We start from the raw sequence: 23,615 nt of genomic DNA, 5'->3' as shown, positions 1-23,615 counted from the left end.
CCGTCGCACCACGCAAGGAAGGCGGCCGCTGCCCCGCCCGTCCCCGGGTGCTCCCAACACTCGCAAGCTCGTGTCGGGGCCCTCGCAGCAGGGGCCCCCACGGGTGCCCACCACACCCGGGCGAGCGGCCGCCTTCCTTGCTTTCACTCCCGGTTGGCTTTGTCACACCAACCGTCTGCTTTTCCATCTCTTCAGCCGGCCGTGGCGACATAGGGAGGTGTGGTGGTGCGCTAAAGTGGTTTCATGCGTGCGATCCTTCTGCTTAGTTAGCCGCCCGGCATCCGAAACGACGGATAACCGAGCGGCAGCCCCTCCATGGCGAGGGGCTTTTGTGTGTCCGGGGCAGTTTCCGGGCCGCCAGCAGCAGGATCAGGCCGTTATGGCAGCACAGATGCCGTAACAGAACAGAAGAGGGCAGCAGTGGGCGTTCAGCCGGAGACAGAGACCGGAACAGCAGCAGTGTCGGCGGAGGTGCCCGAGGAGGGCACGTACAGCTTTGCCGCCATGGAGGCCAAGTGGCCGCAGGTGTGGGAAGACCTCAAGGTTTTCACCCCTGCCGATGACGGGTCCCGCGAGCGGCGCTACGTGCTTGACATGTTCCCGTACCCGTCGGGCGACCTGCACATGGGGCACGCCGAAGCGTTTGCCATGGGTGACGTTGTGGCCCGCTACCTCCGCCAGCAGGGCTTCGATGTCCTGCACCCGATCGGCTGGGACTCCTTCGGCCTGCCCGCCGAGAACGCCGCCATCAAGCGCAACGCCCACCCCAGCGAGTGGACCTACGCCAACATCGAAACCCAGGCCGCGTCCTTCAAGCGCTACGCCATTTCCGCCGACTGGTCCCGCCGGCTGCACACCTCTGACCCGGAGTACTACCGCTGGACCCAGTGGCTGTTCAAGCGCTTCTACGAGCGAGGCCTGGCGTACCGGAAGGATTCTCCGGTCAACTGGTGCCCCAAGGACCAGACCGTGCTGGCCAACGAGCAGGTTGTCAACGGCGCCTGCGAACGCTGCGGCACCACTGTCACCAAGAAGTCGCTCAACCAGTGGTATTTCAAGATCACGGATTACGCGGACCGTCTGCTGGATGACATGGAGCAGCTCCGCGGCCACTGGCCTGAGCGCGTCCTGGCGATGCAGAAGAACTGGATCGGCCGGTCCGAGGGTGCGCACGTCAACTTTGTCATCGAGGCCGACGGCGATAAGCCCGCCAAAGAGGTCACGGTCTTCACCACCCGCCCGGACACCCTGTACGGTGCAACGTTCTTCGTAGTGGCCGCAGACGCCCCGCTGGCCGTGGAGCTCGTCACCGATGAACACGCTGCTGCCCTGGAAGACTACCGCGAGCAGGTCAAGGCGCTCACGGAAATCGAACGGCAGTCCACGGAACGGGAGAAGACCGGTGTTTTCACCGGCCGGTACGCCGTCAACCCGTTGAACGGGGAGAAGCTGCCGGTATGGGCAGCTGACTACGTCCTCGCCGACTACGGCACGGGGGCCATCATGGCCGTGCCGGCCCACGACCAGCGCGACCTCGACTTCGCCCGCAAATTCGATCTCCCAGTGCGGGCGGTCCTGGATACCGGCGAGGAAGACCCGGCAGTGTCGGGAACGGCGACGGCAGGGGAGGGAACCCTGATCAACTCCGGCGACCTGGACGGTCTGCCCAAGGCGGAGGCCATCCCGGCCGCGATCGCCATTCTGGAACGCCAGGGCACCGGTGAGAAGTTCGTCAACTTCCGGCTGCGTGACTGGCTGCTCAGCCGCCAGCGGTTCTGGGGCACCCCCATCCCCATCATCCACTGCCCGTCCTGCGGGGAAGTCCCCGTGCCTGATGAGGAGCTGCCCGTCACGCTGCCCTCCAACCTCCGCGGTGAAGACCTGTCGCCGAAGGGCACCTCGCCCTTGGCGGCAGCCGAAGCGTGGGTCAACGTCGACTGCCCGTCCTGCCACGGCCCGGCCAAGAGGGACACCGACACCATGGACACGTTTGTGGACTCGTCCTGGTACTTCCTGCGCTTTGTGTCACCGCAGTACACCGAGGGTCCCTTCGATCCGGAGAAAATCAACGACTGGATGCCCGTGGGCCAGTACGTGGGCGGTGTGGAGCACGCCATCCTGCATCTGCTGTACGCCCGGTTCTTCACCAAGGTCATCAACGATCTCGGATTGATTGAAGCAACCGAGCCCTTCAGTGCGCTGCTGAACCAGGGGCAGGTCCTGAACGGCGGCAAAGCCATGAGCAAGTCGCTGGGCAACGGCGTGGACCTGGGTGAACAGCTGGACAAATACGGCGTTGACGCCGTCCGCCTCACCATGATCTTCGCCTCCCCGCCGGAGGACGACGTCGACTGGGCAGACGTCTCGCCGTCCGGTTCGGCGAAGTTCCTGGCCCGTGCATGGCGGCTGGCCCAGGACGTCGCCAGCGAACCCGGCATTGACTTCGCGTCCGGCGACCGGGCCCTCCGCTCGATCACCCACCGGACCATTGCAGACGCTGCTGAGCTGCTGGACGCCAACAAGTTCAACGTCGTCGTGGCCAAGCTGATGGAGCTGGTTAACGCCACCCGCAAGGCCATCGACTCCGGTGCCGGGGGAGCAGATCCGGCAGTTCGGGAAGCGGCCGAGGCCGTTGCGGTGATCCTGAGCCTGTTCGCCCCCTATACGGCGGAGGACATGTGGAGCGTCCTTGGCCATCCGGCCTCGGTGGCCAATGCCGGCTGGCCGGCCCATGACGAGTCGCTGCTGGTGCAGGACACCGTCACTGCCGTGGTGCAGGTGCAGGGCAAGGTGCGGGACAGGCTGGAGGTTTCGCCCGACGTCTCGGAGGACCAGTTGCGCGAACTGGCGCTGGCCTCGGACAACGTCCAGCGCGCCCTTGACGGGCGGGGCATCCGCACCGTCATCGTCCGCGCCCCTAAACTGGTCAACATCGTCCCGGCGTAAGCCGGACCGGGCCGCCGGAAACCCGGCGGCCTGCTGTGACCCAGGAGGCTCCCCTTGCCACACCGCGACGCCGCCGCCTGGCCTTGGGTCCGGGCGCGCCTTCTGAACCGCCTCCGGAAGCAGGAAAGCCCTGCACCTGAAGCGGGCGCCGTCGTACGTGTTGCTGTGGTGACCGACTCCGCCGCGGCGTTGCCGGCTGACTGGATTGCCGGGTTGAGCGGCGACGGCCGGCTGACCGTCATTCCCATGCCCGTGATGGTAGGGGATGAGATCTACGGCGAGGGCGACGACGACATCTCGGAGGCCATCGCGCTGGCCCTGGCCAGCGGGACGTCCGTGAAGACCTCCCGGCCCTCGCCCGGACAGTTTGAACAGGCCTACCTCGCGGCGCAGCGCAGGGGCTATGAAGCGGTAGTTTCCGTGCACATCTCGGGCGGCCTGTCCGGGACTGCAGATGCGGCACGGCTTGCCGCGGGCAGGGTAGGCATGCCGGTGGAAGTCGTCGACTCGGGAACGGTGGGCATGGCCCTCGGGATGGCCGTCCAGGAAGCCGTGCGCGTTGCCGGGGAGGGCGCCGATTCCGGGGCAGTGGCCGCCGCTGCCGCCGGTCAGGCAGCACGGACAACGGTATATTTCTACGTTCCAAGCCTCGAGCAGCTTCGCCGCGGCGGACGGATCGGGACGGCTGCTTCCCTGTGGGGCACCATGCTCGCGATCAAGCCCATTCTTGGCGTCGACGGCGGAAAGATCGTACCGCTGGAAAAGGTGCGGTCCGCGGTCCGGGCCGTTGCCCGGCTGGAGGAACTCGTGGCGGCGGACGCTTCTGCCCGCTCTGCCGCAGGGGTACGACTCGCCGTCCACCATTTCGGCAACCCTGCGGAAGCGGAACGCCTCGCCGAGCGGCTCGCTGCTGCTTTGCCGCAGTGCCCCCCTGCCCAGATCAGCTCGCTGCCCGCGGTTCTTGCCGCGCATGCGGGGCTCGGGGTCCTTGCCGTTATCGTGGGCAGTGACCTTGCGGCGGACCATGCCGGCTGACCGGGTGCTTTCCACATAGACGGTTGTCGCCCTGTTTTCCCGGGCGCGCCTGTCCCTAGCGTGGGGGGTATGTCACGCCGGAATGCTGGAGCAGCAGATGAACAGGCGCGCCATGCCAGGTCCCGGCTGAAGGCTACCTGGGCGACATTGATGCCCGCGGGCTCCTGCTCGGTGACGACGGCGGTCCTTCCTTTGAATATCGGGCCCCCGGCATGGCTGGCGGAGAAAAGCGCGGCCTGTTGGAAACGTCACCGACTTTCGATGACGGACTCCATTACGCCAAGTATGGCGCTCTCAATGCAGTGACCGAGTTCCACGACTGGAACACCCGGTAGAACGAGGGCGACGTGTCGATGGAAGAGAAGCGCACGATGAGCGTCCTGTTCTGAAGGCCAAACAAGCCGCCGACAAGACTTTCGCCTACCTTGCCTGAAACCTTCGCCGGTCTTGTCCGGCGTCGTCTATCTTGCCTGTAAGGGGTGATTATCAAATGGCTGAAGACTCAGAAGTACTGGAATGGGTTTCCCCTCGCAGACAGCGGGAAATCGACAACCAAGTTGCGTTCCTGCGCTACCAGCTCGAATGTGAAGATACTCCGGCTGAAGGGGGTGAGAAGTGATGAACGACTACGTTCCTCGGCCCCATGAAGCCTACGATCCGCACTGGGTCATCAAGCGCGACCTCTCGAACATAATCGAGAAGTTGCGGGCTAAAGAACAGACCGATGAAATCCGGGTATCCCTGGCGATCTACGAAGAAATCCTCGCTCGCTATAACGCGGACCAACCGCGAAAGCTCGCTTGAGCCGGTATCCGTAGTCGTCGTTCGCCTACCATGAAGACGACCGGGGGAGTGCTGATCGGCCCGGGGCAGGGGTTGAGGGGGTCGTCCCTGCTCCATTCCATGTCGTTCTCCTGCCCGGCCAGCACTGAGCCGACTTCGGCAAGGGCACACAGGGTGATACGGGTTGGTACTGGGCCGAGAATGAAGGGGAACCTCCAGGTGTCGAGTCTAGGGCCCGGCAGGAGCGGTCTGGTCATACTCCGCGAATAAGCGCGGTCGGGGCAGTCTCCCATCACTGCCCGATAGTCTTGGTTGACCACGCATGGTGCGTGACCTGGGAGCAGCGGGCAGGGTCGTAATGAGCTGGCAGAACTGGCCCGCGACCTAAGGAAGCTCATGAACGCGTATAACCTCCCAGTCCCAGGCGACCTCCAGTGGTAGGCAAAACAACTCCCTCCAGGCGCCGTAACAGGGTACGGCACCCCCGGTTCGCTGCGGGGGATCGGGTCAGCTTTGCCGAAGGCGGCATCACTGGTACAGGTGTCGTGGACGCCGCATCCAGGGACTACTCGATCGTTTGGATCTGGACCGACGGCGGCTTGGGCCGGCGGATGTTCTTCCAGGGTTGTGGCAGCATCATCTCGTCTTTGGAAGACCAGCCGGAGTAAGGCTATTGAAGCCGGTAGCATGACAAGGGGCTGCACTCCCGTGAAGAGATTACAGCCCCCTTGTCTTATTTAGCCGAAGCTAACGGCCTGCCTCCAGCCGATTACGGGGCGTGGCGAGTTGCTGTTCGGCAAGAACGTGCAGAACCATGGAGGACGCGCTTGGCACTGGCTGGATGATTTCGGCGATGCCTGTTGCCGCCAGCCGTTGCGCAGTGTCGCTGAGGGGCCCTCCGGCGATGATGACTGCCTCGGCCCCGTCGTCCCGGCTCGCCTCCAGAACTGCCCCGAGTAGCTCCTGGAACTGCTGTTCCGGATCCGCGGCGAGTACCAAGGGCTCTGAGGGTGTGAGCCGGACTCCCGTGAACCATTGGCTCTGTCCGTGCTCTTCAACCAGCGAGGCGAGGGAGCCGGCCAGCAATGGTGTACTCGTGGCCATTCCAAACCGCCGTCCGGAGCCCACCGCTGCGGCAATCGATCCTTGCCCGATCCCCACCACTGGGATGTCGAGATCCCCGGCCATGGCGCTGCGCCCCGGGTCACCGATGGCTGCGACGATGACCGCCACCACCGAGGATCCGCCCGGACCGTCCAAGTAACTGTGCACGGCGGTCTGCACGTGCCTGGCCGAGTCCTGCAGCGACACCGGATCGATAATCATGGCCGGGCCTTCGGCCGCCGTCATCCCCACCACTTGCAGCCCTTCGGGTTCGAGGAGTCCTGCGGCGATGCCGGCCATCAGGTCCGTGGTCCGGCTGTTGCTATTAGGGTTCACGAGGAGGACATGCCCTTTGGGCGTTGTGCTGGGATCAATGGCCATAGATCGCTCCTTCGTCCTCTGTGGCGTCCTCTTCAAGGGGCTTGCCAAAGGTCTCGGGTGGGAACTGGACCACGATGGCGAGGATGATAAACAGGCCGGCGAGGGTGGTGAACATTCCGGTAAGTCCTGCTGCGTCGAAGATAACACCGGAGATCAGCGGAAACAGGCCACCGGAGAGGGAACCTGCAGCCAGGATGATGGAGGTGCCAAAGCCTCGGGTCCGGGTGGGGTACAGTTCCGGGGCGAACAGCCAAATAGTGGTGTTCAGGATAATGACCGAGAAGTTGAACACCACACCGCAGGCGACGATGATGGCGATGTCCGTGGCCAGGAAGGCCATGGAGAGCCCGGCCAGGCACCCCAGGATTGCCGCCCCGGTGAGGACTTTCTTGCGGGGGAGGCGGCTGGCCAGGAAGGCGGCCGTCGCGGCCCCGATCAGGGATCCCGACTGCATGATGAGGGTAAACCAGAGGCTGGTGTTCACGGCGTAGCCGCGGGAGACCAGAATGGTGGGCATCAGGGTCAGCATCGAGATTTGAGCTGCGTAGGACATGCAGACGGCGATGCCGAGCAGGACTGTCCGCTTCAGGAGCCTACCCCGCAGGGCGTCCTTCCAGTGCCCCGTGGATGCGGTGACGGCTGGGCCGGGGACGGCGGTGATAAAGACTTCCGGATCCTCGATTTTGCCGGAGAGCTTGCCCCGGGCCAGACGGGTGATGACCAGGTTTGCTTCATCCAGCCGTCCCTGTGAGGCCAGGAAACGCGGCGTTTCGGGTACGTAGCGGCGGAAGAACATCACGAGGATGGCGGGTATGAAGAGCAGGCCAAACACCCAGCGCCACTTGTCCGGGCCGTCAAAGAGGGTGAAGACTAAAATGCCGAAGGCGGGAGCCAGCATGTTGCCCAGCCCTGCGGCGGTGACGTTAATCAGGCCAACGGCGGTGCCACGGTGCTTGGCGGCGAAGAACTCTGCCATCATGATCACGGCGACAGCGATTTCGCCGCCCAAGCCGAAACCGACGATGAACCGTCCGGCGGCAAGGACCGGGTAGTTCGGTGCCACGGCGCACAGCAGTGAGCCACCGGCAAAGATGATCAAGTTAATGACCAGCATGTTCCGGCGGCCATACTTGTCAATGATCAGCCCCGTCGCTATGCGTCCCAGGGCCGTGGCGGTGAACGTCATGGTGTTCAGGAAGCCAATGTCGCCTGCCCCTAGCCCCCACGACTCACGCAGCACCGGACCGGTGATGCCGACGGCGTTCTGTTCGAGCGCGTCGAAAAACACGCCGAGCAGGATCATGAGAACTATGTGTCGGTGTGCGCCTGTCACGCCGATCCGCTGGTAGGCACCTTCGATTTGTTGTGCGAGGGACGTCTTCGTGCTCCCCGCCTCGGCAATTCTCTCTTCCAAGGTTTGCTCTCCTTTGAGCTCATTGACCGCCGCTCATATGAGAGACGGCGTGAGACTTCTTCCACATTGCGGATAACAGCTACCGCAATAAGGAATGTGTGAGACAAGTTACATGGAGGCACTAGCGGAAACAATGAACAGGCGAAGAAGCCAATTGTGACCGGCACGGCGCCATCGTGGCGTCGCTTCGACGCACCCAAAAACTACGGGCGTCTCCGGCGCCGTTTGACCGGCTACTCTGCTGGAATGGAATCCTGGCACCGGAACCGGCTGAGCCCGAGACAGGCCGAGCTTGTGGAAATCTGGCTGCCAGGCGTTCGTCTCCTGAAAGATCATTCCTGGAATCTCGTTGATACCGCGGTACTTGAAGTGGGGCACGGACAGCGCAGATACGTCGTCAAAGCGGCCGGGCCCTCCAACCACCACATAGGGCGGGAGATAGAAGCGCACCTGTCTTCGACCGTCGTGTTGGCGAGGCAGAACCACGCAGCGAAACTCGTACGGTCAGACCGCTCGATGAACATCCTGGTGACGGAATATCTGGAAGGCTCCCTTGTGGAGGGAACCGAGGCGGAATTTGAATCGGACACGTATTTACAAGCGGGCCACCTATTACGCGTATTTCACGATCAAGCCAGACGAATCGACCCTCACTATGAGGCTGCAGCAACTGCGAAAGCGCTGGCCTGGCTGGACACACCCCACCGCATGGAAGAATCTGCCGCCGAAGAAGCGAGGGCCGTGTTCGGCACCTATCGGCCAGAACCGGTGATGGTCGTGCCGACCCACGGTGACTGGCAGCCCCGCAACTGGCTCATGGACGGGACCGAGCTCAGGATCATCGACTTTGGCCGTTACGGGTACAGGCCGGCTACCAGCGACTTCTGCCGCCTTGCCGTACAGCAATGGAGGACGGCGCCTCAGTTGGAGTCCGCCTTTTTCGAGGGGTACGGTTCAGATCGCAGAGACAGCAAACTCTGGAACGTCATGCTGCTGCGCGAGGCGGTCGCCACCGCGGCCTGGGCTTACCACGTTGGCGACGAGGAGTTCGAGGAACAAGGCCACCGAATGCTGCGTGACGCCTTGGCAAACTTCTGAAGCACCCCAAATGCAGGAAGTTGCGACGCCGAAGGGTTGGCAGTCCTGCGCGTCCTTTCCACATAGCCGGTTGCGGCCCTGTTGCCCGGGTGCGGCCTGTCCCTAGCGTGGGGGTATGTCACGCCGGAATGCTGGAGCAGCAGGTGAACAGGCGCGCCATGCCAGGTCGCGGTTGCAGGCTACCTTGGGTGACAATTCCCGCGGGCTGTTGCTGGGGGACGACGGCGGGCCCTCTTTTGAGTACCGGGGCCCTGGAACCGCTGGGGAAGAAAAACCTGGCCGTACCCTTCCCGGTGAGGAAATTGCCGCCACGGAGTCCTTCGACGTCGGCCCCGCCATCCGTTGGCGCCTCAGCTTCCGGCTTGGCGTGCTCCTGGGCATCCTTGCGGTCGCTGCCGGTGCCTGGTTCTGGTGGCAGGCGGCCTCCGGACGGCCGGAGATCCTGCCACTGAACGGAGTAAGCCCCGGAACCACCGCCCAAGCGGCCGAAGATGGTGCCCCCGGAGAGGACAGCGGCGGCGGCAGCCGAGCTGGTCCGGAGTCCGGCCCGCAGGAAAGGGCCCCCACAGGGACAGTGGTGGTTCATGTGGCCGGTTCAGTGCTTGGGCCCGGAGTCGTCCAACTGCCCGGCGGCAGCCGGGTACACGAAGCCATTGCCGCCGCCGGAGGGGCGGCTCCCGGCGCCGACCTGAACCGCCTCAACCTCGCCCTGGTTGTTGAGGACGGGCAAAAGATCCACGTCCCGCAGCAGGGCGAAGCGTTGCCGGCCGGCCCTGAGGATCCAGGAGCGCCGGCTGCCGGTGATCCGGGGGACGGGACCGCCGGAGGAACGGCAGGATCGAAGATCAACCTGAATACGGCCGGGCTGGAGGAACTGGATGGATTGCCCAAGGTCGGCCCCGTGCTGGCACAGCGAATTGTGGACTGGCGCAAGGAACATGGCCCATTTAAGACGGTCGAGGAACTTGACGCCATTGACGGTGTCGGCCCGAAGATGCTTGAAGCATTGCTGCCGCTGGTGACCATATGAGACGAAGGAAATGCACCACGATGACGACTCCTCTCGGGCGGCGTCATGGATAACCGGACATTAAAACCCCGGGCGAGCCCCTGGAACCGCTATGTAGAGTCGGCGGTCCGCGGGCATGCGCTCGGCCTGGACGATGCGCAGCAGGCAGGAGCAGCGGATCGGCCGCGGTCGGCGGCAGGGACCAGCACCCGTGATGATGCCCGGAATGGCGCGCCGGCCGACCTGCGACGGAGGTTGCTCCGTCCTGCCCATGGGCCCAGGAGAAGCTTCCAAAAGTTCTACGCGGCGCAGGCAGCGCGGTTCCGGGACAGCGACAGGAAAGCCCGGCAGGAGGCAGACGCCGACAGTAGCGGAACCCCGCGCCGGCGCACCGACGTCCGGCTCGCGTTGCCGGCGGCGCTTGTCTGGGCTGCCTCCGTTGCCGGGCTCTGGCTGCCCCCGTTGGCGCTGGCCGGCGTCTGCTGCGCTCTGCTCGTCCTAGCGGCGCTGCTGCTGCACCGCACCTTCAAAGCTCGAACCTCGCGCAGAGCCCGGCGAGGGAACGGAAAACCGGCCCGGCGCAGTTTCCTTACCACCACGGCCGTTGCCCTCCTCTTGGCGGCGACAGCGGCAGCCCACTCGGCGGTGGCCGCCACCCAGCGCCACGATGGTCCCCTCGCGGCCGCCGTCTCCGCCGGGAAGCCGGTGGTAGCCGTCCTTGAAGTGGCAGGGACCCCACGTGCCCTGACTGCACCCAACCAGGCTGGCCCGCCCGCCCGCTGGTCTGTACCTGTCTGGACCCGGGACATCAGTACCGGCGGTGTTGTGCTCCGGACGCGGGCGCAACTGGTGGTGATGGGCGGTGGCGGCTGGGGCAGTGTGGTGCCCGGCGAGATGGTCCGCGCAACGGGAAAGCTCCGCCCAGCTGATCCCGGAAACGAGGAGGCGGGCATCCTCACCGCGTCTTCCGGCCCAGGGCAGCCCTTTGCCCCTCCGATCCTGCAGGGAGCAGCAAAGGAACTGCGGGTACGTTTTGTTTCGGCCGCCTCATTCCTCGCCCCGGATCCGCGCGGCCTGCTTCCCGGAATGGTTACCGGGGACACCAGTGCCGTGGACGAGGGCCTGAATTCCGCCATGAAAAGCGTTGGCATGACCCATCTGACAGCCGTCAGCGGTGCCAACTGCAGCCTTGTCCTGGGCGCCTTGCTGCTCTTGGCCAGGAGGTTCCGTTTATCCCGGTTGCCGGCGGCCGCGCTTGCTGTGGCAGGCCTTGGGCTGTTCGTCCTGCTCGTCGGCCCCGATGCGAGCGTGCTGCGGGCAGCCCTGATGGGAGCCGTGGGAGTTGCAGCCCTGGCTGCCGGCCGGACCGGGCGGGGCCTGAGCTTCCTGTGCCTCGCCGTGATCGGCCTCCTGTTGGTGGACCCGGGGCTGGGATCAAGTTTCGGGTTCCTTCTGTCGGTCCTGGCAACACTGGGGATCATCATCCTGGGTCAGCGCATGATGTCGTGGACCCCTTCGTTCGTCCCGCGCTGGGCAGCGGCCGCTGTGGCTGTTCCTTTGTCCGCGCAGCTGCTCTGCGGACCGGTGATTGTTGTGCTGCAACCCCAGTTTTCAACCTACTCCCTGCTGGCCAACGTCATAGCATCCCCACTGGTTGCGCCTGTAACCCTGCTGGGAACGGCTGCTGTGCCCCTGGTGGTCCTGGCTCCGTGGGTGGCCACCGGCCTGATCGCGGTGGCCGGCACGTTCAGCGCCGGTGTGGCAGGGACGGCCCGATTCACCTCGCAGCTTCCCGGCGCAGCCCTTCCCTGGCCCGAGGGTGTGCCCGGGTTGCTGACCATGGTGTTCCTGTCCGTGCTGACGTTCCTGACCGTCTGGGCCGCGGTCCGCCCGCGCCGGCTCGTCCGGTTTGTGATGGCCGTGCACAGCCGCATCGTTTCCCTGATCGAAGTGTTGGAACGGTACACGGCCGGAAGGCCAGAGAGCTACAGCCGCCAGCCGCGGCGCCTGCCTGCCCCGCGCTTCCCTGCCCGCCGCTTCCCTGCCCGCCGCTTCCCTTCCCGCCGCGTGCTGCCGAAGCATGGGCCGGGCTTGGACCGGGCTGCAGGACATGGCAGGCTGGGATATTCCACAAAACTTTCCGGAAGGAAGCCCTGATGGCCGCTGCGCAGAAACGTGCAACCCGTTCGCCGGCGTCGAACGGCCCCACCTGGCGGGACGTAACCCCCGCCGCAGTGGTCCTGGTGACCGGGCCTGAAGAATACCTCGGCATCAGGGCCATGGACCGGGTCCGCGCACAGGTACGCGCAGCCGCCCCGGACGTTGAAGTCAGCCGTATCAACGCCGCAGCCTACGAGGCCGGGACCCTGCTCATGCAGGTCAGTCCGTCCCTGTTCGGCGAAAGCAAGCTCATCGAAGTGGAGGCTGTCGAATCGATGAACGACGCCTTCCTGGCCGACGCGCTTGCCTACCTTGGCCACCCGGAGTCCGACGCCGTCCTGGTGCTGAGGCATGGCGGGGGAGTCCGGGGGAAGAAGCTGCTCGACGCGATCAAGAAGGCCGGCTGGCCGGTGGTCGACTGCCAGCCCCTCAAAAAGGACGCGGACAAGGTGGCTTTTGTCACGGCCGAGTTCAAAGGCGCCGGGCGGAGGATCGAGCAGGACGCCGTGCAGGCTCTCGTCAACGCGGTGGGAGCGAACCTTTCGGAACTGGCGGCAGCATGCAGCCAGTTGATCGCGGATGCCGGCACTACGGTGACCACTGACATTGTGGACCGCTACTACGGCGGACGGATCGAGGCCACGGCGTTTAAGGTGGCCGACGCTGCCATGGCAGGAAACGGCCCGCTGGCGCTATCCACTCTCCGCCATGCCCTTGCCACAGGGGCAGATCCCGTCCCGCTGGTCGCCGCGCTGGCAGCAAAGTTGCGGACCGTGGCGCGCGTGGCCGGCGCATCGGGTTCCTCCGCCCAGATAGCCGCCGATCTCGGTATGCAGCCCTGGCTGGTGGAACAGGCCCAGCGGGACGTCCGGCGCTGGACGCCGGAGGGCCTGGTACGCTCCATTCAGGCCACCGCCGAAGCCGACGCCCAGGTCAAAGGCCTCTCCCGCGATCCCGTCTACGCGGTTGAACATGCCGTCACGGTGATTGCCATGTCCGTCCAGGGCAGGTAGGCCAGCGGCACCTCACACTAAGCGCCCGGAAAAGCGAGAGCGAAGTTAGTTAGGCGAGGGCGTAGCTGGTTAGAACAGCGCACGAGCTTAAAGATGTGTGGCCGGTACCAAAAACGGTACCGGCCACAACCATCAGTTCAAGCGAACTGGAAACCTTACAGTGCGTTGACCTTCTTGGAGATCGCCGACTTGCGGTTTGCTGCGTTGTTCTTGTGCAGAACACCCTTGCTGACAGCCTTGTCCAGCTTGCGGCTGGCAGCAACCAGGGCAGCAGCAGCTGCATCCTTGTCCGTGGACTCAACGGCGGTGTTGACGGCGCGGATGGCCGTCTTCAGCTCGGACTTGACTGCGTTGTTGCGCAGGCGTGCCTTCTCGTTGGTGAGGATGCGCTTCTTCTGGGACTTGATATTCGCCACGTGTGAACTCTCTTTTTAATGCGGAAATGGTCTAGAGGGCTTTCAGATTGGCCATTGACTGAGCGGCGTGGGGATACCTATGGCGGCCAACCATCAGTGGCCGTCGACCTGCACGGACACACAGCTATAAAGAATAGCAGGTCAGGCGCAGGACTGGCCATTTGGGAACTTAGCTCCAGCCGTGTCGCCGGCGGAGCCCTTCGGCCACCTTCTCAAAGCGGGCACGCTCCAGTACGGCGCCTTCCCGCCGGATGCTGTCCGGACGGAGCTGGACAATGCGGTCCAACCGGGCTTCGCTGGACCTGCCCTGGCGGTCCCAGCCGCCGGTGCCGATGTCCACATATCCTGCTGATGCTCCCGAGTCGGGGACCCGGTCTTTGCTGGTGAGCATCAGCCCAAGGAGGTAACCGCCGCTGCGGCCCACCAGCAGCACCGGGCGGTCCTTGCCGCGGGTGTGGTCCTCCTCGTAGGGGACCCAGGCCCACACCACCTCGCCGGGATCCGGATCGCCGTCCGGCTGCGGTGCGTAACTGATGGTGAACCGGCCTTCAAAGTCGCCGGGGTAGTGGCCGTTGCCGGGAGTGGCAGGGGAGGGTTTGATGCGAGCCGGACCGGCTTTGCCGCCCGGGGCGGCCCGGCCCGCCTTCTGCAGTACGCGGAGACCTGCCTTGACTGCGTTTGCCAGTGAACGGAGATTGATAGCCATCACGCAACCCTAACTCCGGCCCGGGCGGGAGGCCTGGAACGTCAAAGGGGCCCGCAATGCGGTGCCACCGGCCCGGACGTGGGACACTTGAAGTTCCAGATGTGCGGAGTGTCCGCAGGGTGCCCTTCGTGCGCCTTGGCGGCGACCGCGTGAATGCCAACAGTAAGGACTATGCGTGTCTCCCATGGCCCGCACCGCCCCGGTGCCCGCCGCGACAGATCCGGCCATCATTCGGAACTTCTGCATCATCGCGCACATTGACCACGGCAAGTCCACCCTGGCTGACCGCATGCTGCAGTTCACCGGCGTCGTTCAGTCCCGCGACATGAAGGCCCAGTACCTGGACCGCATGGACATCGAACGTGAGCGCGGCATTACCATCAAGTCCCAGGCCGTCCGTATGCCGTGGGAACTCGACGGCACAAGTTACGCACTGAACATGATCGACACTCCTGGCCACGTGGACTTCACCTATGAGGTCTCCCGCTCGCTTGCAGCCTGTGAAGGAGCGATCCTCCTGGTCGACGCAGCACAGGGCATTGAGGCCCAGACCCTCGCCAACCTGTACCTGGCGATGGAAAACAACCTCACCATCATCCCGGTCCTGAACAAGATCGACCTCCCGGCGGCCCAGCCCGAGAAGTACGCAGCTGAACTGGCAAGCCTGATCGGCGGGGACCCGGAGGATGTCCTTCGCGTCTCGGGAAAGACCGGCATGGGCGTTGAAGCGCTGCTGGACAAGATCGTTCGCGACCTTCCGGCCCCGGAAGGCGATGCAAACGCCCCCGCACGTGCCATGATCTTTGACTCCGTCTACGACACCTACCGCGGTGTGGTCACCTACGTTCGTGTGGTGGACGGCATGCTGCACCCCCGCGAACGCATCCAGATGATGTCCACCCGGGCCACCCATGAACTCCTCGAGATCGGGGTGAGCTCCCCGGAGCCCACCCCGTCCAAGGGACTGGGCGTGGGCGAAGTGGGCTACCTCATCACCGGCGTAAAGGACGTCCGCCTGTCCAAAGTGGGCGACACCGTGACCAACCTCGCCAAGCCGGCCGCCGATTCGCTCCCCGGCTACGCCGATGCCAAGCCGATGGTCTTCTCCGGCCTGTATCCCCTGGACGGAACGGACTATCCGGTGCTCCGCGATGCCCTGGAGAAGCTGATGCTCAACGATGCCGCATTGGTCTACGAGCCGGAGACCTCCGCAGCGCTGGGCTTCGGCTTCCGCGTTGGCTTCCTGGGCCTGCTCCACCTGGAAATCACCCGCGAGCGGCTGGAACGTGAATACAACCTGGACCTGATCTCCACGGCGCCCAACGTGGAATACGAGGTGACGCTGGAGGACAAGAAGGTGGTCCACGTGACCAACCCCAGCGAATACCCTTCCGGCAAGATCTCCGAGGTCCGCGAGCCGATGGTGTCCGCCACCATCCTGGCCCCGAACGAATTCGTCGGCGCCATCATGGAGCTGTGCCAGAGCCGGCGCGGCGTTATGGGCGGCATGGACTACCTGTCCGAGGACAGGGTGGAAATCCGTTACCGACTGCCACTGGCCGAGATCGTGTTCGACTTCTTCGACATCCTCAAGTCCAAGACCCGCGGCTACGGTTCCCTGGACTGGAAGGCCGACGGCGACCAGGTGGCCGACCTGGTGAAGGTTGACATCATGCTCCAGGGTGAGCAGGTGGATGCGTTCTCCGCCATAACGCACCGCGACAAGGCCTACGCCTACGGTGTCATGATGACCACCAAGCTGCGCGAGCTCATTCCGCGCCAGCAGTTCGAGGTGCCCATCCAGGCGGCGATCGGCTCCCGGATCATCGCCCGCGAAAGCATCCGGGCCATCCGCAAGGACGTGCTGGCCAAGTGCTACGGCGGCGACATCTCGCGTAAGCGCAAACTGCTGGAAAAGCAGAAGGAAGGCAAGAAGCGCATGAAGATGGTGGGCCGGGTTGAGGTCCCCCAGGAAGCGTTCATCGCCGCCCTCATCACAGACGAGTCCAAGGACAAGGCCAAGAAGTAGTGAACACAGCGTCCGGCAACACCGGAGGCCCCTGCAATGCCTAGCACCCTTCCCCTCGGCGACCCGGCGCCGTCGGACGGTCTGCTGCCCGCCCAGGCAGTGGACGGTTCGGCGGACCGGGCGTTTGGCCTGTACGTCCACATCCCGTTCTGTGCGGTGCGCTGCGGCTACTGCGATTTCAACACCTACACTGCCACGGAGCTCGGCGGCGGCGCCTCCCAGGACGCCTACGCCGGCACGGCCGCTTCGGAGGTGTCGATGGCGGCCAAGGTCCTCACGGACTCCGGCCTTCCCCCGCGCAGGCTGAGCACCGTGTTTTTCGGCGGGGGCACACCCACACTGCTTCCCGCGGACGACCTTGCCCTGATTCTCCGCCGGGCCACCGACCAGTGGGGCATCGAAGACGGCGCTGAAGTCACCACGGAGGCGAACCCCGACTCGGTCACGCCCCAATCCCTCGCCATCCTGAAGGACGCAGGGTTCACCCGGATCTCCTTCGGCATGCAGTCCGCCGTTCCGCATGTGCTCAAGGTACTGGACCGCACGCACACGCCCAGCCGGGTCCCGCAGGTGGTGCAATGGGCACGCGAGGCAGGCCTCGCAGTCAGCCTGGACCTGATCTACGGGACGCCGGGGGAGTCCCTCGCCGACTGGCGATACTCGCTGGAGACCGCCTTGTCCTATGAGCCTGACCACATCAGCGCCTACGCGCTGATCGTGGAGGACGGTACCAAGCTCGCCGCACAGATCCGCCGTGGTGAAGTCCCCGGAATCGACGACGACGACCACGCCGACAAGTATGAACTCGCCGACCAGCTGATCACCGAAGCCGGCCTCGGCTGGTACGAGGTCAGCAACTGGGCCCGCACGCCGGAACAGGCCTGCCGCCACAACCTCGCCTACTGGCGCGGCGATGACTGGTGGGGAATCGGGCCCGGTGCGCACTCACATGTGGGCGGGGTCCGTTGGTGGAACGTTAAACACCCCACTGCCTATGCCGGCCGTTTGGCGCAGGGCCTTTCGCCGGCTGCCGGCAGGGAGACACTGGACCTGGAAACCCGGAACATGGAGCGGGTGATGCTCGAAGCGCGCCTGCAGTCCGGTCTTGAGGTTTCTTCCCTTGGGGCTGACGGCCGGCACGAAGTCGCAGGCCTGATAGCGGACGGCCTGGTGGAACCTGCCCAAGCCTTCCGGGGACGGCTTGTCCTCACCCTCAAAGGCAGGCTGCTGGCGGATGCGGTTGTCCGCCGCGTACTCCCCGCCTGATTATTCGCCGCTTAGGGCGGTGGTGGTCCTGGTGGGGCTGTCCCAGAGACGGGCTGCGGTGCACTCTCCCTGCGTCCGCACGTCCAGGACACCCATGGCGGTTCCGAGCAGGTGGCCTGGAATCCGGCGCGCTAGGGTGACGTGCGGTGTCCACGCATCGGGCAGGGTATTGGCAAAAGCCCCCGTGCACTGCTGATGCAGCCGCGCGTGCATCTGCAGCAAACCCGCCGAAGGCACCACCAGGCGCGCCAGCACGTACTTTCCGGAGCCGGCAGGAAAAACCACCAGACCGGAAAACCGGACGGCGATCGGCAGGCCGCCCCACAGATCCTGCACAGCGTCCCGAAGGTCCAGACTGTTGCCTGCCGCCAGGGTGATGTGTGGCCTGTTGCTCGGGGAGGTATGCGTGGCCAGGCTCGGCAGGCCGGCTTCAAGGAGGCGGGCCCAATCCGCCCTGATGGAAGAATCGGTGGATTCCCCCAAGGTCAACTCGACGCTGCGCATGCACCCATCATGCCGGACGCTGATGGACGGTTTTGCGGAGGAGCGGAGTCTGCCTGCGCTACTTGATCCAGCGCAGGTTGTAAGGGTAGCGGTGCGGCTGGCCCTTGTTGACGTGGATGCCGGCGGCCACCGAGAAGCAGGTGAGGGCGATCCAGATCAGTGTTGCGATGACGGCAAAGATGTTGCCGATCACCGGCACGAAGACAAGGATGTTGGCAACCACCGCCGCGATGGTGGGCGGCAGGCTGAAGTTCAGCGCCTCCTTGGACTCCTGCGCGGTAAACGGGCCCCGGTCACGGAAGATCAGGTAGATCAGCAGGGAAGGAACGCAACCCAAAATGCCGCCAAAGTGCGCCAGGGTGGCCCACTGCCGGTCTTCGCTGGCCGTCAGGGGCAGCGCATTTGCCGGAACGCCGTGGTACTCCGAGCGGCCCTGGACGCCCTGGCTGTCCCTGTGCTCACGTGCGTTTTCTGCCACAGTCTGTTCCTTCGAAAGTGCAATGGTGCTGACTAAGAATGCCATGTCTACTGGCGGTGCTGCGATCCGCAGACACTGCAGTATCAAGGATACTGGGTGCAGCGGTAATGCCTGTCCCAACACCGGACAGGAATAGGCACGCGGCAATGAGGTTTCGCGGCTTCAGGGAACCGTAAGGAAATCGATGACTTCCTCCACCCTTCCCAACAGTGACGCTTCCAGGTCCGCATAGCTGCGGACGGCGCCCAACAGCTTCTGCCACCCGAGGCCGATGTCCTCTTTCGTTTCGTGGGGCCAGCCGAAGGCTGCGAGGATGCCTGTTTTCCAGTCCTGCCCGCGCGGTACCACCGGCCACTTCTCGATCCCCAGGACAGCCGGACGGATGGCCTGCCAGACGTCGACGTAGGGGTGTCCCACAATCAACACATTGCCAGCAGCGCCGGGAGAGGCCATCACGGCGTCGGCAATGCGGGACTCTTTCGAATCGGGCACCAGGTGGTCCACAAGCACCCCCAGGCGCCTGCCCGGCCCCGGCTTGAAATCGGCCACAGCCGCCGCGAGGTCATCAATGCCGTGAAGCGGCTCGACGACGATGCCCTCCACCCGAAGGTCATCTCCCCACACCTTCTCCACGAGTTCGGCGTCATGCTTTCCTTCGACCCAGATGCGGCTCGCCTTGGCAACCTGGGCCCTCTGGCCAGCCACGCGGACAGAACCCGACGCCGTTCTGCCGGCTGTACCCGCCCCGGCGGCCGGCCGCGGAGCAGGCGGCATCAGGCGGATCGCCTGGCCTTCCAGGAGGAACCCGAAGCCCAGCCGGAAGGAGCGCGACTTGCCGCGGCGGTCCTCCAGGGCCACCACATGCATGCCGCCCGATTTCTCCACCCGCGTCACTGCGCCAACCCAGCCGGACTGCACGTCTTCCAGCACCATGCCCCGCTCTACGGGCACCTCGGGCAATTGCGTCTTGGCGGGCGCGGAAAGGTCTTGGGCTCCCCAGTTCTGGTAATGCATCAATCACTCCGCCTCGCGCTAGATCACGGCCGGGAATTTCGCCCGGAGCGGTACCAATGCTAACAACGGGGTGAGTCATAATAGACTGTTAGCACTTGGGCATGTCGAGTGCTAACCGCTGTAGCATCACGGTGCGGGCGGAACGCCTGCCCTGAACCCTGGATGGAGGTGGAGAGTGAGCGAGCCACGCAAACTGGAAGTACTGCGGGCCATCGTGGAGGACTACGTCCACTCCCGCGAGCCCGTCGGGTCCAAGGCCCTGGTGGAGCGGCACCATCTTGGTGTCTCCAGCGCCACCATTCGCAATGACATGGCCGCGCTTGAGGACGAAGGGCTGATCTCGGCGCCCCACACCAGCGCGGGCCGCATCCCCACAGACAAGGGCTACCGGCTCTTCGTCGACCAGATTTCCGCGGTGAAGCCCCTGTCCCAGGCGGAGCGGCGGGCTATCCAGTCCCTCCTTGAGGGCTCGGATGACCTCGACGACGTCCTGGAACGTACCGTCCGGCTGTTGTCCCAGCTGACTAACCAGGTGGCGGTTGTCCAGTATCCGCACCTTAACCGCGCACTGATCCGCCACATCGAATTCGTTCTGCTGGCACCACGGAAGGTGCTGGTGGTGCTGATCGCCAACAGCGGCAAGGTGGAACAGCGGGTTATCGACGTCGGGCAGGACCTGGCGGATGAGGCCCTCGCTGCGTTGCGCGCCAGGTTCCTTGGCTCCCTCGCCGGGACCCCCCTGGCCCAACTGGGGCACTCCCTGCCCGCAGTGGTGTCCGGTGTCGCCCCGGGACAGCGGCAGGCAGCCCAGGCGCTGGCGCACGGACTGGAGGGCCTGGCCCACAGCAGCCGCGAGGACCGTATGGTCATGGCCGGCACGGCCAACCTCGCCCGTTCCAACGTTGACTTCCCGCTTAGTATCGGGCCGGTGCTGGAAGCGCTGGAGGAACAGGTGGTGATGCTGCGCCTGCTGAGCGAGATGGCGCAGGACCACCGCGGGGTAGCCGTGAGCATCGGCCGCGAAAACCCTTATGACGGCCTGGCGGAGGCATCCGTTGTGGCCACGGGCTATGGCCCGGACAGCGTCGCCAAGATTGGCGTGCTGGGTCCTACCAGGATGGACTATCCCACCACCATGGCAGCCGTCAGGGCTGTGGCCCGTTACCTGTCCCGGATTTTGGGGCCCTGACCGCAGGACGTCGCCCAAAAGCGCACGCAGTGATGCAGTAAGACTGCAGGCAAAACAACAAGGAAGAGATACGAACTTTGAGCAGCCACTACGAAGTCCTTGGAGTCTCACCGGACGCCACCGGAGAAGAGATTAAGAAGGCCTACCGCAAGCTGGCCAGGACCCTGCACCCGGACGTTAACCCCGGTGAGGATGTTGCGGACCGCTTCAAGGCAGTGACCCACGCCTACGAAGTTCTCTCGGATCCCCAAAAGCGGCGGGTCTACGACACCACCGGCAACGAGAACGGCACGGACAACGGGTTCGGCGGGGGAGCGTACGCCGGCCAGGGGTTCGCTTTCCAGGACATCTTCGACACATTCTTCGGTGCCGGCGGCACCACCGGCCCCGCGTCACGGGTCAGGCGCGGGCAGGACGCGCTCATCAGCGTCCGGATCGAACTCCGCGACGCGGTGTTCGGGGTCAACAAGAAGCTCGAAGTGGATACGGCAGTGGTCTGTCCCACCTGTGACGGCTCGTGCTGCCGTCCCGGAACCCATCCGGAGCGCTGCGACATCTGCGGTGGCAGCGGCCAGGTCCAGAGAGCCGTGCGTTCCATCCTCGGCCAGGTCATGACCGCTGCGCCCTGCGGTACCTGCGAAGGCTTCGGAACCGTCATCAAGGACCCCTGCAACGAGTGCAGCGGGCAGGGCCGGATCCGCAGCCGCCGTTCCCTGACCATCAAGGTCCCGGCCGGCGTCGCCACCGGCACGCGCATCCAACTGTCCGGGCAGGGCGAGGCCGGTCCCGCCGGCGGCCCCACCGGTGACCTCTACGTCGAAATCCGCGTCAACAACGATGCCACCTACGTCCGCGAAGGCGACGACCTCCACGCCACCCTGAACATCCCCATGACGGCAGCTGCCCTGGGAACCGACGTGACCCTCGAAACCTTCGACGGGCCGCAGGAGATCGACGTGAAGGCCGGCACCCAGTCCGGAGAGATCATCACCCTGCGCGGCCTTGGCGTCACCCACCTGCGCGGGTACGGCCGTGGTGACCTTAAGGTTCATCTCCAGGTCGAGACGCCTGCGAAGCTCGATCCCGCGCAGGAGGACCTGCTGCGCCAGCTGGCCAAGCTTCGCGGCGAGCAGATTACGGAAGGCAAGCTTGCTGCCAGCGGTGGCATGTTCGCCAAGCTCCGGGACCGGCTCGGTAACCTGTAGCGGTGAGCAACCCCGTCTTTTTCACTGCGGCCGGGTCCCTGGACGGGATGGTGCCGGAACGGATCTTCGTCCTGGAGGGACCCGAGGCGCGGCATGCGGTCACGGTCAAGCGGCTCGCTCCGGGCGAAGCCGTGGACATCGTTGACGGCGCCGGTACCCGCATGAGCGGCAAGGTTACCGCCGCTTCCTCCTCCGGGCTCGAAGTGGAATGCACCTCGGTGGTTGTTGAGGACCGTCCGCGCACCAGGCTGGTGCTGGTCCAGGCCCTGGCCAAGGGCGACCGGGATGAATTGGCCGTTGAGACGGCCACCGAACTGGGCATCGACGCTGTTATCCCGTGGCAGTCAGAGCGGTCCATCGTACGCTGGAAAGGTGACCGGGCCGCCAAGGCCCACGCAAAATGGCAATCCGTCGTCACTGCCGCCGCCAAACAGGCCCGCCGTGCCTGGATCCCTGAAGTGCGTGCCGCCGTCGACACCGCCGGCCTGGCCTCCGCAGTGGAGGCGGCAGACCTCGCCGTTATCCTGCATGAGAACGCGGTGCGGCCCCTGCGGTCCGTCCTGGAATCCTGGCTCCCGGCCGAGGCGGCTGACGGGGTGCGCGAAGTGCTCCTGATCGTGGGGCCCGAGGGAGGGATCAGCCAGCGTGAAGTGACAAGGCTGTGCGGCCAGGGTGCCGTCACCGCCTTGTTGGGACACCACGTGCTGCGCTCATCAACGGCCGGTCCTGCCGCCGTCGTTCTTGCCAGCGACGTCCTGGGCCGCTGGGCGGCACCCGCAGTTTAAGCCGCTCGGAAGGGGCTAACGGACCTTGAAGCTCCGGGTATCCTCGGTTCCGTCCACTTGGCCGTCCGCGCTCGAGGTTTGTGCCACCCGAAGTTCGAAGTCACCCTCAGGCAGCGTCAGGGCCAAGGTGAATACCCCGGCCTGCGCGGGATCCGCCGCCGCCGTTGTTTCACCCGTCAGGAAAGGGGTTTTGTCCCCGTTGTCTCCGGACCGCAGGATCTGCCAGCGCAGCTTTCCCCCGGGCAGGGTGCTTCGTCCGGTGATCTTGACGCTGCCGTCGGGCACTTCCACGTTTTCCTGCGGGTCGATGATCCAGACCGGAGCCACCAGCCCGGCCGTTCGGGCCATGAGTGACCCCAGCTGCACATGGTCAAAAGCGACGTAGTCGGTATGTCCGTCCACGAGGATCCTGACACGGATCTGCTGCCCGGAGTCAATCAGCCCTGAGCTCGCAGCAGCCGCGGTAGCCGTGTAGACAAGCTGCTGGATGGCCCGGGCCGCCATGTCGGCGTCAAGGTTGCTGTTGAAGGCATCCTCCGACACGTCCACGGTGATGACGTCCTTGCCGGAAATGGACGTGGCCAGCTGCTTGGGGTTCTGCCACGGCGTAAAGAAGTCCGGGTCCAGGGGCTTTTCGGACATCATGGCGCGCAGGGCACGGGTCACGGGATTCTCCTGCTCCGGAACGTCCCGGAATTCCCGGTAAAGGAAGACATCGCTGTTGCTGCGCCCAATCCAGTAGACGGGCGCCTTATTGGAGGACTGGGTAGTCTCCAGGGGTGCACTCGTGGAGGGGGCGCCGGAGGTGATTCCCGGGGCGGCAGTGCTCAAGGACAGTGTGCCGGTGGGCGATGGCCCCGGTTCGGCGATGCAGCCGGCCAGGACTGGGACCGCGGCCAGGAGACCGGCAAGGACCGCTGAACGGGTGCCGCTGAAGGCACCTCGGGCCCGGCGGGGCGCTGCGGTTTCCGGCAACTTGATTGCCCTGTCCTTTCCTGGTCGGGTAGCCGATCCCCGGTCGGCTTTGATGCTCCAGCAGCACGCTGGATTTCCAGCATTACACAGCCCCGGGGAGCAGAA

General features: G+C 65.0%; 21 protein-coding genes. 13 read left to right on the top strand and 8 right to left on the bottom strand.

What is annotated here, in order from left to right:
• The first annotated feature begins 420 nt into the window (after positions 1 to 420).
• The 4 genes from leuS to G6R19_RS07600 all read left to right on the top strand — a co-directional run bounded on the left by leuS (position 421) and on the right by G6R19_RS07600 (position 5,432).
• Positions 421 to 2,946, top strand: a complete 2,526-nt coding sequence (leuS, locus tag G6R19_RS07615) for a leucine--tRNA ligase (RefSeq protein WP_163163861.1) — start codon at positions 421 to 423, stop codon at positions 2,944 to 2,946.
• Between the two features lie 54 nt (positions 2,947 to 3,000).
• Positions 3,001 to 3,981, top strand: coding sequence for a DegV family protein (locus tag G6R19_RS07610; RefSeq protein WP_163163859.1), 981 nt, complete (start codon positions 3,001 to 3,003; stop codon positions 3,979 to 3,981).
• A gap of 615 nt (positions 3,982 to 4,596) precedes the next feature.
• Positions 4,597 to 4,785, top strand: a complete 189-nt coding sequence (locus G6R19_RS07605; protein ID WP_163163857.1) for a hypothetical protein — start codon at positions 4,597 to 4,599, stop codon at positions 4,783 to 4,785.
• A 413-nt stretch (positions 4,786 to 5,198) separates the two neighbouring features.
• On the top strand, positions 5,199 to 5,432 hold the full coding sequence (locus tag G6R19_RS07600; RefSeq protein ID WP_163163855.1) for a hypothetical protein: 234 nt from the start codon (positions 5,199 to 5,201) through the stop codon (positions 5,430 to 5,432).
• 79 nt (positions 5,433 to 5,511) lie between these two features.
• Here G6R19_RS07600 and G6R19_RS07595 read toward each other — a convergent pair whose 3' ends face one another.
• Together G6R19_RS07595 and G6R19_RS07590 are read right to left on the bottom strand one after the other, a co-directional pair.
• The gene (locus tag G6R19_RS07595; protein ID WP_163163853.1) at positions 5,512 to 6,249 is read right to left on the bottom strand and encodes an aspartate/glutamate racemase family protein; all 738 of its coding nucleotides are present in this window, start codon (positions 6,247 to 6,249) and stop codon (positions 5,512 to 5,514) included.
• Positions 6,239 to 7,663, bottom strand: a complete 1,425-nt coding sequence (locus G6R19_RS07590) for an MFS transporter (RefSeq protein WP_163163851.1) — start codon at positions 7,661 to 7,663, stop codon at positions 6,239 to 6,241. Before G6R19_RS07590 ends, G6R19_RS07595 begins: the two co-directional genes overlap by 11 nt.
• 156 nt (positions 7,664 to 7,819) lie before the next feature.
• Between G6R19_RS07590 and G6R19_RS07585 the strand changes: the two genes are divergently transcribed.
• From G6R19_RS07585 to holA, 4 genes are all read left to right on the top strand, one after another.
• Positions 7,820 to 8,761, top strand: coding sequence for a phosphotransferase (locus tag G6R19_RS07585; RefSeq protein WP_240341791.1), 942 nt, complete (start codon positions 7,820 to 7,822; stop codon positions 8,759 to 8,761).
• Between the two features lie 115 nt (positions 8,762 to 8,876).
• Complete coding sequence (locus tag G6R19_RS07580; protein ID WP_163163849.1) at positions 8,877 to 9,791, top strand: helix-hairpin-helix domain-containing protein; 915 nt, start codon at positions 8,877 to 8,879, stop codon at positions 9,789 to 9,791.
• A 45-nt stretch (positions 9,792 to 9,836) separates the two neighbouring features.
• The gene (locus G6R19_RS07575; RefSeq protein ID WP_163163847.1) at positions 9,837 to 11,927 is read left to right on the top strand and encodes a ComEC/Rec2 family competence protein; all 2,091 of its coding nucleotides are present in this window, start codon (positions 9,837 to 9,839) and stop codon (positions 11,925 to 11,927) included.
• Complete coding sequence (gene holA, locus G6R19_RS07570) at positions 11,927 to 12,943, top strand: DNA polymerase III subunit delta (RefSeq protein WP_163163845.1); 1,017 nt, start codon at positions 11,927 to 11,929, stop codon at positions 12,941 to 12,943. Before G6R19_RS07575 ends, holA begins: the two co-directional genes overlap by 1 nt.
• Before the next feature lie 155 nt (positions 12,944 to 13,098).
• On the opposite strand, the gene rpsT is transcribed toward holA, so the two are convergent.
• On the bottom strand, positions 13,099 to 13,359 hold the full coding sequence (rpsT, locus tag G6R19_RS07565; protein ID WP_011692086.1) for a 30S ribosomal protein S20: 261 nt from the start codon (positions 13,357 to 13,359) through the stop codon (positions 13,099 to 13,101).
• A 169-nt stretch (positions 13,360 to 13,528) separates the two neighbouring features.
• Positions 13,529 to 14,065 carry a type II toxin-antitoxin system PemK/MazF family toxin gene (locus tag G6R19_RS07560; RefSeq protein ID WP_163163843.1) on the bottom strand — a complete coding sequence of 179 codons (537 nt, stop codon included), beginning with the start codon at positions 14,063 to 14,065 and terminating at the stop codon, positions 13,529 to 13,531.
• Positions 14,066 to 14,240: 175 nt separating this feature from the next.
• Between G6R19_RS07560 and lepA the strand changes: the two genes are divergently transcribed.
• Both lepA and hemW read left to right on the top strand, forming a co-directional pair.
• On the top strand, positions 14,241 to 16,094 hold the full coding sequence (gene lepA / locus G6R19_RS07555) for a translation elongation factor 4 (RefSeq protein ID WP_205484293.1): 1,854 nt from the start codon (positions 14,241 to 14,243) through the stop codon (positions 16,092 to 16,094).
• 36 nt (positions 16,095 to 16,130) lie between these two features.
• On the top strand, positions 16,131 to 17,360 hold the full coding sequence (gene hemW, locus G6R19_RS07550; RefSeq protein ID WP_163163841.1) for a radical SAM family heme chaperone HemW: 1,230 nt from the start codon (positions 16,131 to 16,133) through the stop codon (positions 17,358 to 17,360).
• Here hemW and G6R19_RS07545 read toward each other — a convergent pair whose 3' ends face one another.
• From G6R19_RS07545 to G6R19_RS07535, 3 genes are all read right to left on the bottom strand, one after another.
• Positions 17,361 to 17,864, bottom strand: a complete 504-nt coding sequence (locus G6R19_RS07545) for a 2'-5' RNA ligase family protein (RefSeq protein ID WP_163163839.1) — start codon at positions 17,862 to 17,864, stop codon at positions 17,361 to 17,363.
• A 58-nt stretch (positions 17,865 to 17,922) separates the two neighbouring features.
• The gene (locus tag G6R19_RS07540) at positions 17,923 to 18,342 is read right to left on the bottom strand and encodes a DUF4870 domain-containing protein (protein WP_163163837.1); all 420 of its coding nucleotides are present in this window, start codon (positions 18,340 to 18,342) and stop codon (positions 17,923 to 17,925) included.
• A gap of 162 nt (positions 18,343 to 18,504) precedes the next feature.
• Positions 18,505 to 19,356 (bottom strand): DUF3097 domain-containing protein, encoded by an 852-nt coding sequence (locus tag G6R19_RS07535; protein ID WP_163163835.1) that lies wholly within the window; start codon positions 19,354 to 19,356, stop codon positions 18,505 to 18,507.
• 175 nt (positions 19,357 to 19,531) lie between these two features.
• Between G6R19_RS07535 and hrcA the strand changes: the two genes are divergently transcribed.
• The 3 genes from hrcA (at position 19,532) to G6R19_RS07520 (ending at position 22,535) form a co-directional block, all read left to right on the top strand.
• A complete protein-coding gene (gene hrcA / locus G6R19_RS07530) occupies positions 19,532 to 20,545 on the top strand; it encodes a heat-inducible transcriptional repressor HrcA (RefSeq protein ID WP_163163833.1) in 1,014 nt (337 codons plus the stop codon).
• A 77-nt stretch (positions 20,546 to 20,622) separates the two neighbouring features.
• Positions 20,623 to 21,750, top strand: coding sequence for a molecular chaperone DnaJ (gene dnaJ / locus G6R19_RS07525; protein WP_163163831.1), 1,128 nt, complete (start codon positions 20,623 to 20,625; stop codon positions 21,748 to 21,750).
• Positions 21,751 to 21,752: 2 nt separating this feature from the next.
• A complete protein-coding gene (locus G6R19_RS07520; protein ID WP_163163829.1) occupies positions 21,753 to 22,535 on the top strand; it encodes a 16S rRNA (uracil(1498)-N(3))-methyltransferase in 783 nt (260 codons plus the stop codon).
• A gap of 15 nt (positions 22,536 to 22,550) precedes the next feature.
• On the opposite strand, the gene G6R19_RS07515 is transcribed toward G6R19_RS07520, so the two are convergent.
• A complete protein-coding gene (locus G6R19_RS07515) occupies positions 22,551 to 23,510 on the bottom strand; it encodes a GerMN domain-containing protein (RefSeq protein ID WP_163163827.1) in 960 nt (319 codons plus the stop codon).
• Positions 23,511 to 23,615 lie beyond the last annotated feature (105 nt).

The organism is Arthrobacter sp. Alg241-R88 (genome assembly GCF_900537115.1).
In the GTDB taxonomy this organism is placed as follows: Bacteria; Actinomycetota; Actinomycetes; order Actinomycetales; family Micrococcaceae; genus Arthrobacter.
This window is presented reverse-complemented; position numbering and strand designations above follow the sequence as displayed.

Bases quoted from the DNA above. Each gene is read 5' to 3' on its own strand.
- G6R19_RS07595 (WP_163163853.1), bottom strand. From the start codon at position 6,249: ATGGCCATTGATCCCAGCACAACGCCCAAAGGGCATGTCCTCCTCGTG.
- holA (WP_163163845.1), top strand. From the start codon at position 11,927: ATGGCCGCTGCGCAGAAACGTGCAACCCGTTCGCCGGCGTCGAACGGC.
- hemW (WP_163163841.1), top strand. From the start codon at position 16,131: ATGCCTAGCACCCTTCCCCTCGGCGACCCGGCGCCGTCGGACGGTCTG.
- G6R19_RS07575 (WP_163163847.1), top strand. From the start codon at position 9,837: ATGGATAACCGGACATTAAAACCCCGGGCGAGCCCCTGGAACCGCTAT.
- G6R19_RS07535 (WP_163163835.1), bottom strand. From the start codon at position 19,356: ATGCATTACCAGAACTGGGGAGCCCAAGACCTTTCCGCGCCCGCCAAG.
- G6R19_RS07545 (WP_163163839.1), bottom strand. From the start codon at position 17,864: ATGCGCAGCGTCGAGTTGACCTTGGGGGAATCCACCGATTCTTCCATC.
- G6R19_RS07580 (WP_163163849.1), top strand. From the start codon at position 8,877: ATGTCACGCCGGAATGCTGGAGCAGCAGGTGAACAGGCGCGCCATGCC.
- G6R19_RS07560 (WP_163163843.1), bottom strand. From the start codon at position 14,065: ATGGCTATCAATCTCCGTTCACTGGCAAACGCAGTCAAGGCAGGTCTC.